This window comes from Paenibacillus sp. DS2015, assembly GCF_050433705.1.
Taxonomy (GTDB): domain Bacteria; phylum Bacillota; class Bacilli; order Paenibacillales; family Paenibacillaceae; genus Paenibacillus_AQ.
This window is the reverse complement of the sequence record NZ_JBNPWS010000004.1, coordinates 260,861-278,927: the sequence shown is the minus strand read 5'-3', so window position 1 is coordinate 278,927 and position 18,067 is coordinate 260,861. Positions and strand designations below refer to the sequence as shown.

At 43.8% G+C, this 18,067-nt stretch carries 14 protein-coding genes and 1 riboswitch; of the genes, 13 read left to right on the top strand and 1 reads right to left on the bottom strand.

Annotated features, from left to right (window positions below; all coding sequences use genetic code 11):
• Positions 1 to 86: 86 nt before the first annotated feature.
• The 13 genes from J2T13_RS06340 to J2T13_RS06280 all read left to right on the top strand — a co-directional run bounded on the left by J2T13_RS06340 (position 87) and on the right by J2T13_RS06280 (position 17,446).
• Positions 87 to 794, top strand: a complete 708-nt coding sequence (locus J2T13_RS06340; protein WP_429369415.1) for a DNA alkylation repair protein — start codon at positions 87 to 89, stop codon at positions 792 to 794.
• Between the two features lie 146 nt (positions 795 to 940).
• A riboswitch (glycine riboswitch) is annotated at positions 941 to 1,021 on the top strand.
• A gap of 129 nt (positions 1,022 to 1,150) precedes the next feature.
• The gene (locus tag J2T13_RS06335; protein WP_429369413.1) at positions 1,151 to 2,527 is read left to right on the top strand and encodes an amino acid permease; all 1,377 of its coding nucleotides are present in this window, start codon (positions 1,151 to 1,153) and stop codon (positions 2,525 to 2,527) included.
• A 126-nt stretch (positions 2,528 to 2,653) separates the two neighbouring features.
• Complete coding sequence (locus J2T13_RS06330) at positions 2,654 to 3,253, top strand: YdeI/OmpD-associated family protein (protein ID WP_429369411.1); 600 nt, start codon at positions 2,654 to 2,656, stop codon at positions 3,251 to 3,253.
• 226 nt (positions 3,254 to 3,479) lie between these two features.
• Positions 3,480 to 4,469, top strand: a complete 990-nt coding sequence (locus J2T13_RS06325; RefSeq protein ID WP_429369409.1) for an ABC transporter ATP-binding protein — start codon at positions 3,480 to 3,482, stop codon at positions 4,467 to 4,469.
• On the top strand, positions 4,441 to 5,214 hold the full coding sequence (locus tag J2T13_RS06320; RefSeq protein WP_429369407.1) for an ABC transporter permease: 774 nt from the start codon (positions 4,441 to 4,443) through the stop codon (positions 5,212 to 5,214). Before J2T13_RS06325 ends, J2T13_RS06320 begins: the two co-directional genes overlap by 29 nt.
• 251 nt (positions 5,215 to 5,465) lie before the next feature.
• Positions 5,466 to 6,968: a malate:quinone oxidoreductase gene (locus J2T13_RS06315; protein ID WP_429369404.1), complete on the top strand. Its 1,503-nt coding sequence runs from the start codon at positions 5,466 to 5,468 to the stop codon at positions 6,966 to 6,968.
• Positions 6,969 to 7,365: 397 nt separating this feature from the next.
• Complete coding sequence (cysC, locus tag J2T13_RS06310) at positions 7,366 to 7,962, top strand: adenylyl-sulfate kinase (protein ID WP_429369403.1); 597 nt, start codon at positions 7,366 to 7,368, stop codon at positions 7,960 to 7,962.
• Positions 7,941 to 10,181 (top strand): accessory Sec system translocase SecA2, encoded by a 2,241-nt coding sequence (gene secA2, locus J2T13_RS06305; RefSeq protein WP_429369401.1) that lies wholly within the window; start codon positions 7,941 to 7,943, stop codon positions 10,179 to 10,181. The genes cysC and secA2 overlap by 22 nt, the downstream gene beginning before the upstream one ends.
• Entirely contained in the window at positions 10,150 to 11,061 is a 912-nt protein-coding gene (locus J2T13_RS06300; RefSeq protein ID WP_429369399.1) for a hypothetical protein, read from the top strand. The genes secA2 and J2T13_RS06300 overlap by 32 nt, the downstream gene beginning before the upstream one ends.
• Positions 11,062 to 11,147: 86 nt before the next feature.
• Entirely contained in the window at positions 11,148 to 14,915 is a 3,768-nt protein-coding gene (locus tag J2T13_RS06295) for a carboxypeptidase regulatory-like domain-containing protein (protein ID WP_429369397.1), read from the top strand.
• 184 nt (positions 14,916 to 15,099) lie between these two features.
• The gene (locus J2T13_RS06290) at positions 15,100 to 15,225 is read left to right on the top strand and encodes a hypothetical protein (RefSeq protein ID WP_429369395.1); all 126 of its coding nucleotides are present in this window, start codon (positions 15,100 to 15,102) and stop codon (positions 15,223 to 15,225) included.
• Positions 15,226 to 15,692: 467 nt separating this feature from the next.
• Positions 15,693 to 15,899 carry a hypothetical protein gene (locus J2T13_RS06285; protein ID WP_429369393.1) on the top strand — a complete coding sequence of 69 codons (207 nt, stop codon included), beginning with the start codon at positions 15,693 to 15,695 and terminating at the stop codon, positions 15,897 to 15,899.
• Between the two features lie 71 nt (positions 15,900 to 15,970).
• Positions 15,971 to 17,446: a protein adenylyltransferase SelO gene (locus J2T13_RS06280; RefSeq protein ID WP_429369391.1), complete on the top strand. Its 1,476-nt coding sequence runs from the start codon at positions 15,971 to 15,973 to the stop codon at positions 17,444 to 17,446.
• A gap of 127 nt (positions 17,447 to 17,573) precedes the next feature.
• On the opposite strand, the gene J2T13_RS06275 is transcribed toward J2T13_RS06280, so the two are convergent.
• Positions 17,574 to 17,849 carry a hypothetical protein gene (locus J2T13_RS06275; RefSeq protein ID WP_429369389.1) on the bottom strand — a complete coding sequence of 92 codons (276 nt, stop codon included), beginning with the start codon at positions 17,847 to 17,849 and terminating at the stop codon, positions 17,574 to 17,576.
• Positions 17,850 to 18,067: the final 218 nt, after the last annotated feature.

Genomic DNA, 18,067 nt, shown 5'->3' with positions numbered 1-18,067 from the left:
CCGTATGAACCTTGCGGTTTTATGATATATTCAAGTAAAGATGGCTTAATCCCTAACGAAAAGCATTAAAAAAGGGAGTGCGAACAATGAATCTAGAAATGGTCATGCAAGAGCTTGAAGCTCTTGGCAAGGAACGCACCAAGAAGATATACCAATCCAATGGTGCGCACGAACCGCTGTTTGGCGTGGCTACAGGTGAGATGAAGCCCATCTTTAGGAAAATCAAACGCAATCAACCATTGGCCGAGCAGCTTTATGCTACAGGGAATTACGACGCCATGTATTTTGCCGGAGTGATCGCGGACCCGAAAGCCATGACTGAGGCAGATTTTGAACGCTGGATCGATGGGGCATATTTTTATATGTTATCAGATTTTGTGGTGGCAGTAACTTTGGCAGAAACAGATATTGCGCAAGAAGTATCCGATAAGTGGCTCGCAAGCGGGGAAGAACTCAAAATGTCTGCGGGCTGGAACTGTTACTGCTGGCTAATTGGAAATCGTCCGGACAGTGAATTTTCCGAAGGGAAAATAGCTGATATGTTGGAACTTGTAAAAAATACGATTCATGATGCCCCTGAACGCACGAAATACGCGATGAACAATTTCATGTACACTGTGGGAGTATCCTATCTGCCGCTTCATGATAAGGCGGTCGAGATCGTGGAGGAAGTTGGCCCGGTGGAAGTCAATCCCGGTAGCGCAAAAGGCAAGTTCTTGAACGCTTCGGTTAATATTCAAAAGGTGGCAGATAGAGGGAAGCTCGGCTTCAAACGAAAACATGTAAGATGTTAGTCAATCATTGCCGTACAATACAAAGAGACTATTATCACTGATCATATACTCACATCCAAGTAATATGGTAGAATATCACAACAGTATCACCGTTTAATTAACTTCATAAATCACAAGCTATGATTGCTATGGGTCACACTATAGCAGGAGCAGCTTCTGGAGAGACCGCGGGAATTCCGCGGCGCCGAAGGGTTCACAATCTCAGGCAAAAGGACAGAAGAGTACTGAATATGTATTTGTTATGCTGATCGCCATTATCAGGGCAAATATATATTTGATATTCTTATGAACTGGGAGATTGGATGACATCCAATCTCTTTTTTTTATATTAGTGTATTCATAAGGGGGAACTAAGTATGGCACAACCAGAATTAAAGAGAGAGCTGGCTAATCGGCATGTTCAACTTATTGCTATCGGCGGAACCATTGGTACAGGATTATTCCTGGGATCGGGCAAGGCGATAGAAAAGGCAGGCCCATCCATCATGATCACGTATTTAATTGTGGGCATCGCAGTGTTTTTTGTGATGAGAGCACTAGGAGAACTCCTATTATCTAAAGCGGGTTATCAATCGTTTACGGATATCGCAGAAGACTACCTTGGATCTCGGGTTGCATTCATCACGGGTTGGACCTATTGGTTTTGCTGGATCATGACCGCTATGGCTGATGTCATTGCCGTTGGCGTATATGTGCAGTATTGGTTTGATATCCCGCAATGGGTCCCTGCCATCGCCTGTCTAGTCATTTTGTTAGGACTTAATCTATTGACCGTCAAGAGTTTTGGAGAACTCGAGTTTTGGTTTGCATTAATCAAAGTAGTCACGATTCTCGCCTTGATTGGCCTTGGGATCGTTTTACTGGTTATGGGTTTTAAGACGGATGCAGGATCGGTGACGATACGAAACCTCTGGGAACACGGGGGCATTTTTCCGAACGGCGTTTCAGGTTTCTTACTTTCCTTTCAAATGGTTGTATTCGCTTATGTTGGTGTGGAATTAGTGGGTGTATCGGCAGCGGAAACAGCGAATCCAGAAAAAAATATCCCATCTGCAATTAATAAAATTCCTCTGCGGATTCTATTTTTCTATGTTGGTGCTCTTTTCGTCCTGCTGTGCATTAACCCGTGGACGCAGCTCAGTCCTGCAGAAAGTCCATTCGTGAGAACCTTTACTCTAGTAGGGATTCCAATTGCTGCGGGGATTATTAATTTCGTTGTATTAACCTCAGCCGCTTCCGCCTGCAATAGCGGGATGTTCTCGACAAGCCGGATTCTATTTAACTTGAGTAGGAAGGACCAAGCGTCCCCTCATTTTGGCAAACTGAATAAAAATCATGTACCAGCGAACTCATTATTTATTTCTACGTTTGTCATATCCGTGGGTGCTCTTTTGAGTAAACTCATTCCGGAGCAGGCCTTTGGAATCGTGACAACGATAAGCGCCATTTGTTTCATATGGGTATGGGGCATTGTACTTATATGCCATATTAAGTATAAGAAAACCCGTCCGGACTTACAGGCTAAATCCAAATTCAAAGCACCGTTCACGCCGGCCATTAATTATGTGGTCTTAACGTTGTTTGCTGCGATTCTCATCATTATGTTGTTCGCTGGAGAGACCCGTCCGGCGCTATTGTGTACCCCGTTGTGGTTTATTTTATTATTCATTCTGTATTCTATTAGAAGCAAAAAGGGGAAAAATAACCAAGATAACAGCATGATCAATACATGAGGTTTGTCTATGGTAAAATGATGGGAGACAATTTATTCAGGACTGGTGAGATGTTCAAATATCGTAAAGCAATTAGTTGATGAGGGTATAGACACAATATTATGATGATGAAGAGGGGGGGCCCAGATGACAAATAGTAGTATGAATCCTAAGGTTGAGTTTTTTTTTTTTTTCAGTAAAGCCGAAAAGTGGCAGGAAGAATTCGAGAAATTGAGAATGACCATTCTTGACTGTCAGCTGACCGAAGAATTGAAGTGGGGTGTTCCTTGTTACACGTTTCAGAAAGGAAACATCGTTTTAATACATGGCTTTAAAGAATACTGTGCGCTTCTGTTTGTCAAAGGTGCCTTGTTACAGGATCCCCAGGGCATTCTAATCCAACAAACGGAGAAGGTACAAGCGGGGCGCCAGATTCGGTTCACTAATGTTCTAGAAATAGCTGAAATGGAAACGATCTTGAAAGCCTATATTCATGAAGCCATGGACGTTGAAAAAGCCGGGTTGAAAGTGGATTTTAAAAAGAATGAAGCATTCACCATCCCTGAAGAACTTCAAAATAAATTCGATGAAATCCCTGCATTGAAAACTGCTTTTGAAGCATTGACGCCTGGACGGCAAAGAGCATACATTCATTATTTATCTGAAGCCAAACAATCCAAAACTCGAGCTTCAAGGGTTGAAAAATATACGCAGAAAATTCTCAATGGAGAGGGATTAAATGATTAGGGTGTGTATGCAAGCTTAAGCAAATATAAATAGGATTCCAGCCACATCTCAAAGAGATGGGGTTTTTCGTCGTTACTTGTACAAACACAACCAATACAAATCTCCTTCCTCAGACGGAGAAAGTATCCATCTGAAGCCCGTTAATTAAATTCAGATACTAGAATAAAATAAATAGATAAATCAATTGAATCACTTTTTATATCGTACGGGAGAGGATGGTTATAGGGTGGAGAAAATTATAGAAGTACGGGGTATTAGCAAGGTGTATGGGAAAAGAAAAACGAAAGAGAAGATACATGCCGTTCGTGATGTTTCTTTTGATGTGAATCGTGGAGAGGTTCTCGGTTTATTAGGGCCCAATGGTGCTGGGAAAACATCAACGATAAAGATGCTCTGTGGTTTGTTGGAATCGGATGCTGGTTCTATATATATTAATGGCTTAGATATTTGTAAGAAGAGACTCAAAGCTCTAGAGCATATTAGTGCTGTATTAGAAGGGAACCGAAATCTATATTGGCGTCTTACTGTCCGGGAAAACCTAGAATATTTCGCGGGTAATCGGGGTTGCTCTCGGAAGCAAGTCGCCTATCAAGTGGATAAATTATTAGAGCAATTCAACCTTAAGGAAAAGGAGAATGAGCTTGTCAATGGATTATCTCGGGGGATGCAGCAAAAGCTGGCAATCGCTGTAGCACTATTAGCTAATACAGATGTCATCTTGCTGGATGAGCCAACGCTCGGTTTGGATGTTGAGGTTAGTTATGAATTACGTAACATTTTAAAAACGATAGTTAAAGAAGAAAAACGCACGATTATTATTAGTTCACATGACATGCCCGTCGTTCAGGAGTTATGTGACCGTGCCATTATCATAAATAAAGGTGAAGTTGTGATTGACGACAGGGTGGAGAATTTACTTAAGTTATTTGAAACAAGGGCATATTCAATAAAGTTGGGTGAAAAGTTAAGCGTAGAACAGGAGAGTAAACTGTTGAGTAGATTCCCTCTAAGTACTTATAAAGCAAGCCCACATGAAACTATCGTGGATGTGAATTTAGAGCACAGTCAGGACATCTACGAGTTGTTCGACGTTCTGAAAGAGGAAGGAACGATGGTGGAAAGTATTGATCGTATAACCATCGACTTTGAACAAGTGTTTATTCAGATTGTTAAGGGAGGGAAGACCCATGAAATGGCTCCATTTGTTCAATGCTAATTTTCGTAAGGAATATATTGAGATGAAACGTTATCTACCGAATACTATTGCGTTAGTATTCACTTTTTATATTATATTTCTGGCTGCATTTTTTGGAATTATGTTCATAGGTGATCCAGCCAGTTTTGATACGAATGTTCAATATTCAATTGTAAGTGTAGTCTTTTGGAGCTTAACGATGATGACGATGAACTTTATTGGATTTTCGGTGATAACAGAAGCGACGCGTGGAACGTTAGAACAAATATATATGTCTCCCATGGGTGTGTGGAAAATCATGCTTACGCGGATCATTGGGCAATTTGGCTTACAGTCTGTTATTATGGTTTTCTTGCTTTTTGGTGCGATGCTAACCTCTGGACAGTGGTTGAGTCTTAATCCCATGACAACGATCCCCATCATTGTAGTTACGATGATAAGTATGGTAGGTATTAGCTTTATGATTGCTGGGTTAGCTATTATTGTGAAGCAAATTGAAGCGTTTTTACAGATTTTTCAATTTGTGTTGATGGGGCTTGTATTTGTTCCGTTAACTGTAGCTCCGTTTCTAGCATTCGCCCCATTCGTCAAAGGAGTGAATATGGTCAGAACGGTGATGATAGAGGACCTGACGTTGACACAATTGCCATTGTCAGATTACGGGGTCTTATTATTAAATTCGCTGGTATATTTGATTTTAGGGCTCGTTGTTTTTCAACGCTGCGAGAAAATAGCCATGAAGAAGGGTCTTCTAGGGCAATACTAGCTTACAAAGTGGACTATTTTTTGAGCTCCATTGAGGATTCCAGACGAATCATTCCTTTGAAATTATTAGATAATAGTAGATATTTTAATCTGAAAATAATTATAATAGATTATGATATGCTTACAACAGATTATGATATGCTTATAATTGAGACAGAAACGTTGTGTTCCTAGGTCGCGCTGGGGTTCTTGTTTCACCTAAGCAGGAGCGCCTACATATTTTTGCAAATATAAGGGATAAGGAAGGTCATAATGAGCAACAGTCCAAAAAAAACAGACGTTATCTTAATTGGTGCCGGAGTGATGAGCGCGACATTGGGATCATTACTGAAAGAACTAGCACCAGAATGGGAAATTAAAGTGTTTGAGAAGCTCACAAATGCAGGAGAAGAAAGCTCTAACGAATGGAATAATGCGGGTACGGGGCATTCTGCACTGTGTGAGCTTAACTATACATCCGAAAAATCTGATGGATCTATAGACATTAGCAAAGCTATAAAAATTAATGAACAGTTTCAACTTTCCAAACAGTTATGGTCTTATCTTGTAAACAGCAAGCTGATAAGTGATCCGCAGGACTTTATTATGCAAATACCTCATATGAGTTTAGTACAAGAGGAGAAAAATGTTGCTTTTCTGAAAAAACGATTTGAAGCGCTGTCAAACAATCCCCTGTTTCAAGGGATGGAATTTTCTGATGACCCTGAGAAACTGAAGGAATGGATTCCGCTGATCATGGAAGGCCGTACATCGAATGAACCGATAGCCGCTACAAAAATCGACTCTGGAACGGATGTCAATTTTGGGACTTTAACACGTATTTTGTTTGACCACTTAAAGAGTAAAAACGTCGAGATAAACTACAAGCATAGTGTTAAGGATATTAAACGTGCTAGCGACGGCTCGTGGGAAGTGAAAGTAAATAATATCGATAGCGGTAAAATCGAATATCATACGGCAAAATTCATCTTTATCGGCGGTGGGGGCGCAAGTCTACCTTTACTACAAAAAACGGGTATTCCTGAATCCAAACACATTGGAGGATTCCCGGTAAGTGGACTATTTATGGTGTGTAACAATCCGGAAGTGATAGCGCAGCATCATGCAAAAGTATACGGTAAAGCTAAGGTGGGTGCACCGCCAATGTCTGTTCCGCATCTTGATACAAGATATATCGATAACAAAAAATCATTACTGTTCGGACCGTTTGCCGGATTCTCACCCAAGTTCTTAAAAACAGGTTCAAATTTAGATTTGATAGGTTCCGTAAAACCGAATAATATCATCACGATGTTAGCGGCAGGGGTTAAAGAGATGGGATTGACCAAATACCTGATCGAGCAAGTTATGTTATCAAATGAAAAGCGTATGGAAGAGTTGCGAGAGTTTATTCCCAATGCCAAAACCGAGGATTGGGATATCATGGCAGCGGGCCAACGTGTCCAAGTTATCAAAGATACTGAAGTTGGTGGTAAAGGAACACTCCAATTTGGTACGGAACTTGTTACTGCTGCTGATGGCTCGATAGCTGCATTACTTGGTGCTTCTCCGGGTGCTTCTACTGCCGTTCACGTGATGCTTGAGTTAATAGAAAAATGTTTCCCGCAACATGTGAAAGAGTGGGAACCGAAAATAAAAGAAATGATTCCGTCCTATGGGCTGTCACTAGAGGAAAATCCAGAGCTTCTGCAAGAAATTCATACTTCAACAGCGCAGACGCTTGGTCTAAACGGAAAAGAAAGGCTCTATAGTTAATTCTTTGGATCTATCAAAGCCACTCCATTCGAAATTGAAAGGAGTGGCTTTGTGTATATATGAGGTCATCTATACATAATCCTTACCCTTAAACAGGAGAATCGGAATCCAAGTGAGCAAGAAATATTCTCCATTTATCTATACCCCCCCCCCCCAAACGGGGGATGTTTTTAACAAAGGAAAAGTGATAAAGTTGTACAAAATAGAGCATAATAAAACATTTTATTCCAATTTGTCACATGACAATATTGATGACAACAGTCACTATCATACGTAAAAAATGCTATTTATATTAGATATAGCTAATGTATTTGTTAGTAGAGCAATGCTCAAGAGATGAGTAAAGTCATATTAAGATGAGGGTCATTCTAATGGTGGGTGAACAGGTCACTAAAGAGTGACCCTTTTAACAATAGAATCTAGCAGGAAGAGGTATATATCAATGAGTCAAATGATATGGCTAACAGGGCTGTCTGGTTCAGGTAAATCAACGCTTGCGGAGGCATTGAGACCGCTTATTGAAAATTCTTATATTTTGGACGGAGATGTTCTAAGGAAAGGAATTAATCAGGATCTTCAATTCAGAGAAGAGGATCGGTTGGAAGTAGGTAGAAGAATTGGCGAGATTGGCAAGATTCTACTTGATGCGAACCTGAATGTGATCGTAGCCTCGATCTCTCCATACCGCTCCACACGTGATAAGGTCCGTTCTCTCATCGGGGATTCCTACATGGAAGTTTATGTTCAATGCCCTTTGGAAGTGTGTGAGAAGCGAGATCCGAAAGGCCTCTATAAACAAGCGAGAGCCGGACAAATTAAGCATTTTACGGGTATCGATTCTCCTTATGAAGAGCCTATTCGTCCAGATGTGATCTTGGAGACAGATAAGCTCTCCTTAGATGAATGCGTGTCGAAGATCATTCAATACAAATCACCCATGCAAATTAGAGAGGTATCTGGGGGGATGGGCATATGGGACTCTCCGGAAATTTAACAAGAAGGTTCTGGAATCGAGCGAATTCGAGTGGGTATTTGAACCTAATCACACAATATGGTGATGCACTACAGCATGTCCGAGACGAGGAGCTTAGCCATTTCGTTAGTCAATTACGTGAGAACGCCCCAATGACATTAAACGATGAAGATCGGATGTACCGGTTGTTCGCTGCCGTGAAGGAAGCAGTAAGACGGGTACACGGCTTTGAGTTGCATGATGTACAGCTCACCGGGGGCCTCAGAATGGCACAGGGGCATATCGTAGAGATGGCAACGGGAGAAGGCAAGACTGTAACCGTGGCGTTGCCGGCGAGTTGGTATGCTCTTCAGAACAAAGGCGTACATGTGATGACGTCTAATGCCTACCTGGCTGAGCGCGATTACAAGCATATGAAGTCTGTATACGAAATGTTAGGTTTAAGCGTCGGGTTGAATGGAAGCGGTATTGATGTGGAATCGAAGAAACAAGTATATCAGCAAGCGATTACCTATGGTATCTTTAACGAATTTGGGTTCGATTATTTAAGAGATCATCTTGTTTATGACGGCAGGCAAAGGGTACAGCGAGCTTTACCTTATGCGATAGTGGACGAAGCGGACAGCATAATGATCGACGAAGGGAAGACACCGTTGATTATTGCCGACCGGAACAAGGAACCATCGGAATGGTATGCGATTTGCTCCGATTTGGTCTGCAATTTCCAAATCAATGATGACTATGATTTGGATTACAAGACGAAGCAGGTAAGCTTAACCGATTCAGGTATTGAACGGGCAGAGAGAGCGCTCGGTATCGGTCATTTATTTGATCTTGCGAATGCGCATGTCTTACATATATTGGATCAGAGTCTGCAGGCACATTTCATCATGAAACGAGACTCTGATTATATCGTCGAAGATCAACAGATGAAGATTATCGATTCATTTACTGGAAGAGTGTTAGAAGGGCGTCTATTCAACGAGGGTCTGCACCAAGCGATTGAATCAAAGGAGAGAATTCCTCTATCCATGGAGAATAGCGTACTGGGAGAGATTTCGGTTCAACAATACTTAGCGTTGTATGAACGCGTAAGCGGGATGACGGGAACGATCAAGACGGACGGAGAAGAAGTCGGACGCCAATATGGATTAGCAATCTCCGCTATTCCGACGGCAAAGCCGGTGCGACGGCAGGATGAGCGCGATCTCATCTGTCCATCGAAGGGTGAGAAATGGGAAGCCGTTCTCCGGGAAATCAAAGGCTGTCATCAGGTTGGTCAGCCCGTCTTAATCGGCACGATGACGATCGCGCAATCGGAAGAGCTGGCTCATAAATTAGAGCGAGAGGCGATTCCATTCCGGCTATTGAATGCGAAGAACGAATGGGAGGAAGCGGAGATTATTGCGAATGCTGGACAGAATGGGGCGGTTACAGTCGCCACCAATATGGCCGGAAGAGGGACGGATATTCGGATTGGACAAGGGGTAGCGGAATTAGGAGGGCTCTATGTCATCGGTACGGAACGCCACGAGAGCAGACGGGTCGACGATCAGCTGCGCGGAAGAGCGGGACGACAGGGTGAACCCGGGCGTTCAAAGTTCATTGTGTCTTTGGAAGATGAGCTTATCCTTCGATACGTGAACGAGAATGATATGCATCGCAAGAGACCTGAGCTCCTCTTTAGGCAAGCCCAATGTCGAGCAGAGAATCGCGGGCAAGAGATGCGTACTTATCTAGCACGCATCGACTTGATCGTGGGCGAGCAACGTCAACTGATCTATACCCATCGGAACGAGCTGTGGCAGAGAGGCTCACTCAGATCCATTCTGAACCAACATGTTGTAGAGTATATCAAATCTGATATGCGGCCTAGTTCATTAAATGAAGAAATAGATCTGGAACGATGGCCATCCTACTGGCAGGAAGCGCTCCATTCGCCCAGGCTTAAACATTACATACCGGTGTGGCACAAACGGTATTTGAAGATGCTTGATCGTCATTGGATAAGTCATTTGGAGAGACTGAGGGATCTGATGTGGAGTGTCCACTATCAAACGTATGCACAAGAGGATCCCATCCGTATGTTCCGTCACGCAGCCTATGAGCAGTTCGCGGAAATGCAGCGGCATCTGACGAGGCAAATAGGGGAATGGATGCTTGGGCAAGCTTTGCCGAATTTACTAGAAGGGAAAGGAGGAGGAGTAGATGGTCAACGCACAGCAGATAGAAGTGAGTGAACGTAAGGTTGAAATGCTGTTGCCCAAGAGGCAAACGATTTATTCCGAAGTGGATGTCGAAGGAACGTATCTGATCGCTACCAACAGGGGCCTATTTCTTATTCGCGACTGTGCACTCACGTTACTGTTACGCGGTAATTTTTATGGAATCACTCGCGATGGACTTTCGTGGTATGTCTATGAGTCTGTTGGAAAGGTTGGCCGGATCTTAAAGTTGAATGAAGGCTTCGATCAGGAAATGGACACGAAAGCAGAAATCGCATTCGCTGATCTGCCAGGATGGATCCATCAAATCGACATGATCGACGGCAGTCTGATGATAACCGATACGCCGAATAATCGAATTATTAAGTGGAGCTTCGAAGCAGAGTGTTGGGTTGAATATTATCCTCTGGGCAAATTAGTCGACAAGGAGGAATCTGTAAATTATGGTCATATCAATTCCATCTATAAGCACGATGGAGCCATCCATTTGGTCTGTCATAATCAAACGGTCAAAACCGGAAGGCTCAGTGAAATCTTGAAGGTAGACGCTAACTTCAATGTTATAGAGCGAATCGTTACGGGTTCATCCTGCGCACATAATCTAATTGTTCATCAAGGCGTTAGCTATCATTGCGACTCGACCCATCAATCGTTAAAGGCAGACGGAAAGGTCGTGTTCGAGTCCCAGCACTTTACAAGGGGATTATCCCTCTCGGACGATCAAATTGTAATTGGGGGCTCTGTATTCCTGAGAAGGGAGGAAAGGCATAACGGCAACGGCCACCTGTACGTGCTTCATTCGGACTATTCGCCCCGCACTTCTTTTCTTATTCCAGGGATGGTTCAAGAGGTGCGGAGAGTTGATCGGAGAGACTATTCATTCTCTGAAAAGTAAATGAAAATACGTTATAAAAATTCAAACCAGTAGAGGAGGAATCCGGATTCAAGGGAAGGTAATGACACTTGATCCGGTACAACGACATGATTAGATTTATAAGCGCTGAAGAGAAAGATAAACCGAAACAATTATGGAAAAAAGGGGTCATCAAGACCCTGTCAGCGGCGATGATCATCAGCCCGATGGTCGCGCTAGTTCCGACTGCTGCTCAGGCGGCGCCTTTAGTAGGTGTAGTTCCTACTGTCGGTGATGGGACTTCCATTTCTCCCTATATCATTACAACGCCTGAAGAACTGTACTATATGAATACGAAGCAGAACGGACACTACAAGCTTGGCGCTAACATCGATCTTAGTAATTACGAGTGGAGTCCGATCGGCAATTTCTCAGGAACGTTAGATGGAGCAGGCCATTATATTAAAAATCTGAAGATTACTCAATACAAATTGGACATTGGATTGTTCGGTACTGTTGCTGCTGGAGGTATCGTCAAAAATCTGGGGATTCTGCATGCGGATTTTGCTATTCCTTCTGCTTCAGGAGTACTTAATAATGTTCAAGGCAAAGCAGGAGTCATAGCTGGAACCAATTGGGGTGAAATTGAGAATTGTCACGTGTCCGGTACGATTAAGGTTACTGGTATTCAAACTTATTATACTAATTCGAGAGAGGATGGTGGATTGGTCGGGTATAATGCAGCAGGGGCGACAATTAAAAATTCCCTTGCTCAAGTGGACGTAGGGCAAACCGGATATGCCTTCTATGAAAATGGTCGAATCGGGGGCCTTGCCGGAACGAATGATGGCAGCATCTCCTATAGTTATTTTGTGGGAACCGTAAAAGATGATGTGAATCAATATTATCCACGTTTTGATACTAGTGACCCAGGCGGCAGCGTTGGGGGTGGGTCTCCGGGTACGGTCTTGGCGACCTTCTGGGATTCCACGGTTGGTGGTTCGATCAATAATAACTCCGGTGGTACTCCGAAGACTACGACAGAGATGAAGAGTCAACTCACATACGCGGGTTGGGACTTTACTAACGTGTGGGCGATTCAGGAGGGCGTTACTTACCCCTTCTTGCGCAACTACCAGCCTACGGTTCAAGAGATTTCTGATAAGATGATTAATATAGCAGATGGATCGTACAGCATCGATCTTACCTCCTCGTTCACCGATCCTGCGGGCGAGCCCTTGACGATTACCGCTGTCTCAAGTAATCCGGCGGTTTTAACAACTCAGGTGAGTGGGAATCAGCTATTGCTAACGCCGATTGCACAGGGTACGGTAACGGTTACGGCAACGGCTATAAATTCGCAAGGCGCGGTTGTTACGGACTCCTTCGAAGTAACGGTAGTAACAACAGGATCGGTAACAGGCGTCGTGTATGGATCTGGCAATAGTCCAATTAGCGGAGCGAGCGTATCTATTGGCGGAATCAGTGACGTTACCGATGCGCAGGGTGAATTCACACTCACCAACATTGCGCCCGGAAGTCAGACGGTCACCGTAAGCAGCGCGGGATATAACAATGGATCGGCGACCGTGACGGTAACGGCGGGACAGAGCGTAAGCGCGGGAACGATAACACTTACTGAGGTGGCAACAACAGGAACGGTAACGGGTATTGTGCATGGATCTGGCAATAGTCCGATTAGTGGAGCAAGTGTATCTATCGGCGGAATCAGTGTGATTACAGATGTTCTGGGTGAATTCACACTCACCAACATCTCGCCAGGAAGTCAGACAATCACTGTAGGCAGCGCTGGATATAACAACGGATCGGCGACTGTGACGGTAACGGCGGGACAGAACGTTAGCACGGGAACGATAACACTTACTGAGGTGGTAACAACAGGAACGGTAACGGGTGCGGTATATGGACCTGGCAATAGTCCGATTTGTGGAGCGAGCGTATCGATCGGTGGAATCAGTGACGTTACCGATGCGGAGGGTGAATTCACACTCACCAAAATCGCGCCAGGAAGCCAGACGGTCACCGTAAGTAGCACGGGTTATAACAACGAATCAGCGACCGTGACGGTAACGGCGGGACAGAGCGTAAGCGCGGGAACGATAACACTTACTGAGGTGGCAACAACAGGAACGGTAACGGGTGCGGTATATGGACCTGGCAATAGTCCGATTAGTGGAGCGAGCGTATCGATCGGTGGAATCAGTGACGTTACCGATGCGCAGGGTGAATTCACACTCACCAACATTGTGCCCGGAAGTCAGACGGTCACCGTAAGCAGCGCGGGATATAACAATGGATCGGCGACCGTGACGGTAACGGCGGGACAGAACGTTAGCACGGGAACGATAACACTTACTGAGGTGGCAACAACAGGAACGGTAACGGGTATTGTGCATGGATCTAATAATAGTCCTCTTAGCGGAGCGAGCGTATCTATCGGCGGAATCAGTGTGATTACAGATGCGCTGGGTGAATTCACACTCACCAAAATCGCGCCAGGAAGCCAGACGGTCACCGTAAGTAGCACGGGTTATAACAACGAATCAGCAACTGTGACGGTAACGGCGGGACAGAACGTTAGCGCGGGAACGATAACACTTACTGAGGTGGCAACAACAGGAACGGTAACGGGTATTGTGTATGGACCTGGCAACAATCCGATTAGTGGAGCGAGCGTATCTATCGGCGGAATTAGTGTCACTACAGATGTTCTGGGTGAATTCACACTCACCAACATCTCGCCAGGAAGTCAGACAATCACTGTAGGCAGCGCTGGATATAACAACGGATCGGCGACTGTGACGGTAACGGCGGGACAGAACGTTAGCACGGGAACGATAACACTTACTGAGGTGGTAACAACAGGAACAGTAACGGGTATTGTGCATGGATCTGGTAATAGTCCGATTAGTGGAGCGAGCGTATCTATCGGCGGAATTAGTGTCACTACAGATGTTCTGGGTGAATTCACACTCACCAACATCTCGCCAGGAAGTCAGACGGTCAACGTAAGCAGTGTGGGTTATAACAATGGATCAGCGACCGTGACGGTAACGGCGGGACAGAGCGTAAGCACGGGAACCATTTCGCTTACTGCGGTGACGGGAACCACTCCAACGGGTCCGATTACGCCAACCACTCCAACTCCGGCAACGCCAACGCCAACAACGCCAACGACTCCTGAGCCTTCCAAGCCGGTAGATCCGACGCCTGCAGGAGCAAATGTGTTTAATAGCGGTATCATCGATATCTCCAAGCTAATTTCATTCTTGGAGAGCAAACTGGAAGAAGCGAATCAGTCTCCAATCTCCTTGCAGTTCTCAGATACGAAAGGACATTGGGCAGAACAGGCCATCCTGGCTTTCGTAAAGCTTGGTGCCGTCCAAGGAAATGGCACAGGAGAGTTTATTCCGAACGGCAATATTACCCGAGCCGAGTTTGCGACATTCATGGTACGAGTGTTTAATATCCAGTCAGGAACGGCAACGCATTCGTCGTTTACGGATATAACAGGTCACTGGGGAAGTGATGCGATTCTGAAGCTTGCTCAAGCGGGGGTTATTAAAGGCTATGCAGATTCGACCTTCCATCCAGACCAATTTATTTCCCGGGAAGAGATGATGCTCATGCTAACTCGCATTCTGAACTTTGACTCGGTTTCGAAGGATAGCACGAAAGGCGAGTTCACCGACTTGTCCAATTCCTTCGCAGCAGCGAGCATTAAGGAAGCTGCTCAAGCAGGAATTATCAATGGCACAGGAAACGGTAAGTTCAAGCCGAAGAGTAGTACTACACGAGCGGAAGCATTAACGATCATTATGAATGCATTGAGCCTTGACCCGCAATTGAAGAGTCTATTGGATTCCTTGAAATAATACCATCTACGATTAGAAAAACAATCAATATTTGATGATCCGAAATCGAATAGTATTCCGGATGGGGGGACCTCTGACATAGGGGTCTCCTTTTTATTTCGCTCTATAGATGTTACGCTGAACGTATCAGCTTTCAGCTGCCTTTCGTGTCGAAAAACGGAGTAACAAATGAGGAGAATCACGAATGAAGACAAATGAAAGATTAAAGGTACAGACCTTATCTGATATCGACAATTTAATGGTTCATGGTAGAACAACAAGGTGTCTTTCCCATTGGCTCTTTTTTGGACAGAAAGTGCTATTGAATTAAATGCAAGGGGTCTGAACTATGGATTGAGGTAGAGGCGGATTAAGATAGTTATGAGCCTTGGATTAGCATTGTGATTAACTCTGCTCCTGTAAGTAGACAAATGCTGACAGCAGGAAGGTATTGGGTGTGTGTATTTAGATGGATGAGTGAAGACCCTGATTGCTCGCTACAGATCCATGCCGTGAAATTTGATGGAGAATTGTTGGCAGTTTAGGAGCATTAAAAGAAAATGATTTTGAGTCGTGGCAACCTGACGTTGTGGTGGTTAATCTCGGATCAAACGACGGGGGAGCTTTTCTTTCACCAGAGTGGAACGATGAAGTAACAGGGAAGATGTATAAACAGCGATAAACGAAGATGGCACGTATAATGAAGGAGACTTAACATCCTTTGAGGAAGCAGTCGATAAATTTCTTATTAAGCTTAGAAAATATAATAAAGAGGCATATATCATATGGGCATATGGCATGCTAGGTGCATCGATGATGCCAGCGATCTACCGTGGAGTAGATTCTTATATTAAGAAAACGGGAGATCAGAAGGTTTCGGTTTATCAACTTCCCAATATGACAGATGAAACGGTAGGTGCAAGAAGTCATCCTGGAAGATTAGCCCACGAAAAAGCAGCGAAAGAGTTAACGGGGTATGTAAAAGAAGTATTGTCGATAAATTAGGCTTTGTGTTTAACTTAGCTGTATAGAATGCCATAGAATTCAAAAAAATAACGAAAAGAAGGTTATGCGCGATGACAAAGAGAGATGGAAGATTAGAAGCAGGTTGGAACTTGGATAATAGTTATGCGCGTCTGCCCCAATTGTTTTCTACCCGTATTGATCCAACGCCTGTAAAATCTCCACAACTAGTTATTCTCAATGAGAAGTTGGCAACATCCTTAGCATTAAATATCAAGGCATTGCAGAGCGAAGAAGGCGTTGCGGTTCTTGCTGGAAACAGAATTCCTGAGGGTGCTTTACCTCTTGCTCAGGCTTATGCAGGTCATCAATTTGGGAATTTCACGATGTTAGGGGATGGGCGGGCTGTTTTACTTGGTGAGCAGATAACTCCTCAAGGTGAGCGGTTGGACATACAACTAAAGGGTTCAGGTCGAACGTCTTACTCCCGCGGAGGGGATGGTCGAGCTTCACTTGGGCCGATGCTACGTGAATACATCATTAGCGAAGCCATGCATGGGCTTGGAATTCCTACGACTCGAAGCCTAGCGGTGGTGACAACAGGTGAATCCGTCATTCGTGAAAATGATTTACCAGGTGCCATTCTTACTCGCGTGGCTGCTAGTCATTTGCGCGTAGGTACTTTTGAATATGTTTTACAATCGGGAAATGTTGAAGATATTCGGGTTCTCGCAGAGTATACATTACAACGGCATTACCCAGATGTTGAGGAGGATGATAACCGTTATCTTCATTTACTTCAGGAGGTCATCAAACGTCAGGCTAAGTTGATTGCCAAATGGCAATTAGTTGGCTTTATTCATGGGGTAATGAATACGGATAATATGGCTATTAGTGGAGAAACGATTGATTATGGTCCGTGCGCATTTATGGATACCTATGATCCTGCAACGGTGTTTAGTTCCATTGATAGACAAGGTCGTTATGCCTATGGAAATCAGCCTAATATTGGGGTTTGGAATCTTACACGATTTGCGGAAGCCCTTGTGCCATTACTTCATGACAATCAATCTGAAGCCATCGAACTGGCTCAGGGTGCGTTAGAAGAATATGCTACGTTGTATTATGATACTTGGATTGCGGGAATGAGAGCGAAGCTTGGCATATTTAACGAAGAGATACAGGATGATTCGCTTATCAAAGATCTCCTAAGTATAATGCAGGAGTATCAAGCAGACTATACGAATACTTTCCTTGCCTTAACCTTTAATAAGGTAGAGGATACGGTTCTGTCTGGCACGCCAGAATTTACTGGGTGGTATACGTTGTGGCAGAAGAGACTAGGAAGGCAGCAAGAATCCAAAGACGCAACACATGAGTTGATGCGAAACAGTAATCCTGCGATTATTCCTCGAAATCATCGGGTAGAAGAAGCTCTAGAAGCCGCAGTGAAATGTGGAGATTACAGTGTCATGGAGCAACTACTTGAGGCTCTTTCTAATCCGTATGCACATTCACCAGAACAGGCTGTTTATGCAACTCTACCTGTAGAATCAGCGCTTCCTTACCGAACTTTTTGTGGAACATGATATAGGAATATTTACATAGCGGCCGAATCCTGAGTTTTCCGAGGACCGGCCGTTTAGCTTTTTTTGAAGTCATTGATGGTAGATATATAGTGTATGCAGGATGTTGTTTTTGGTTTTGTTTCTTTAACTATCCTGCAAGCTTGAGATTGACCCATATTAAATAAATACATATAGCGACTAGAATAAAGAAGATGGCGGCAATTTTAGGGTTTCTTCGCATTTTGATTCCATATGCACATAGAAAGATTGCTGCAGCTAATTTGGCGCCACTTTGATAATAACCATTGTTCGAGAATGATGAACTGCTAAATATAATTGAAATCAGCAACGTTGTTAGGATAAGTAATTTAAACCACAGAGGTTCTCTCAAAAATTGTTTGTACATAAATTTAATCTGTTGCATAATCGCATAAGTCCTCCCTAGGATCTTTTCTTTATAGATATAATATAAGGAAAAAAACCAAATATTCTATTTATTTCTAATCTACTATTTTCCTATATGTTAGTGACTCAGACTTACTTATTCCATATTGAGCTAGACAAATGAACGTTTTACATAAGCTATACGTATAATAGTTATTCTGTTAGTAAGTGTATGGGGTTGAAGACATGACGCTATTC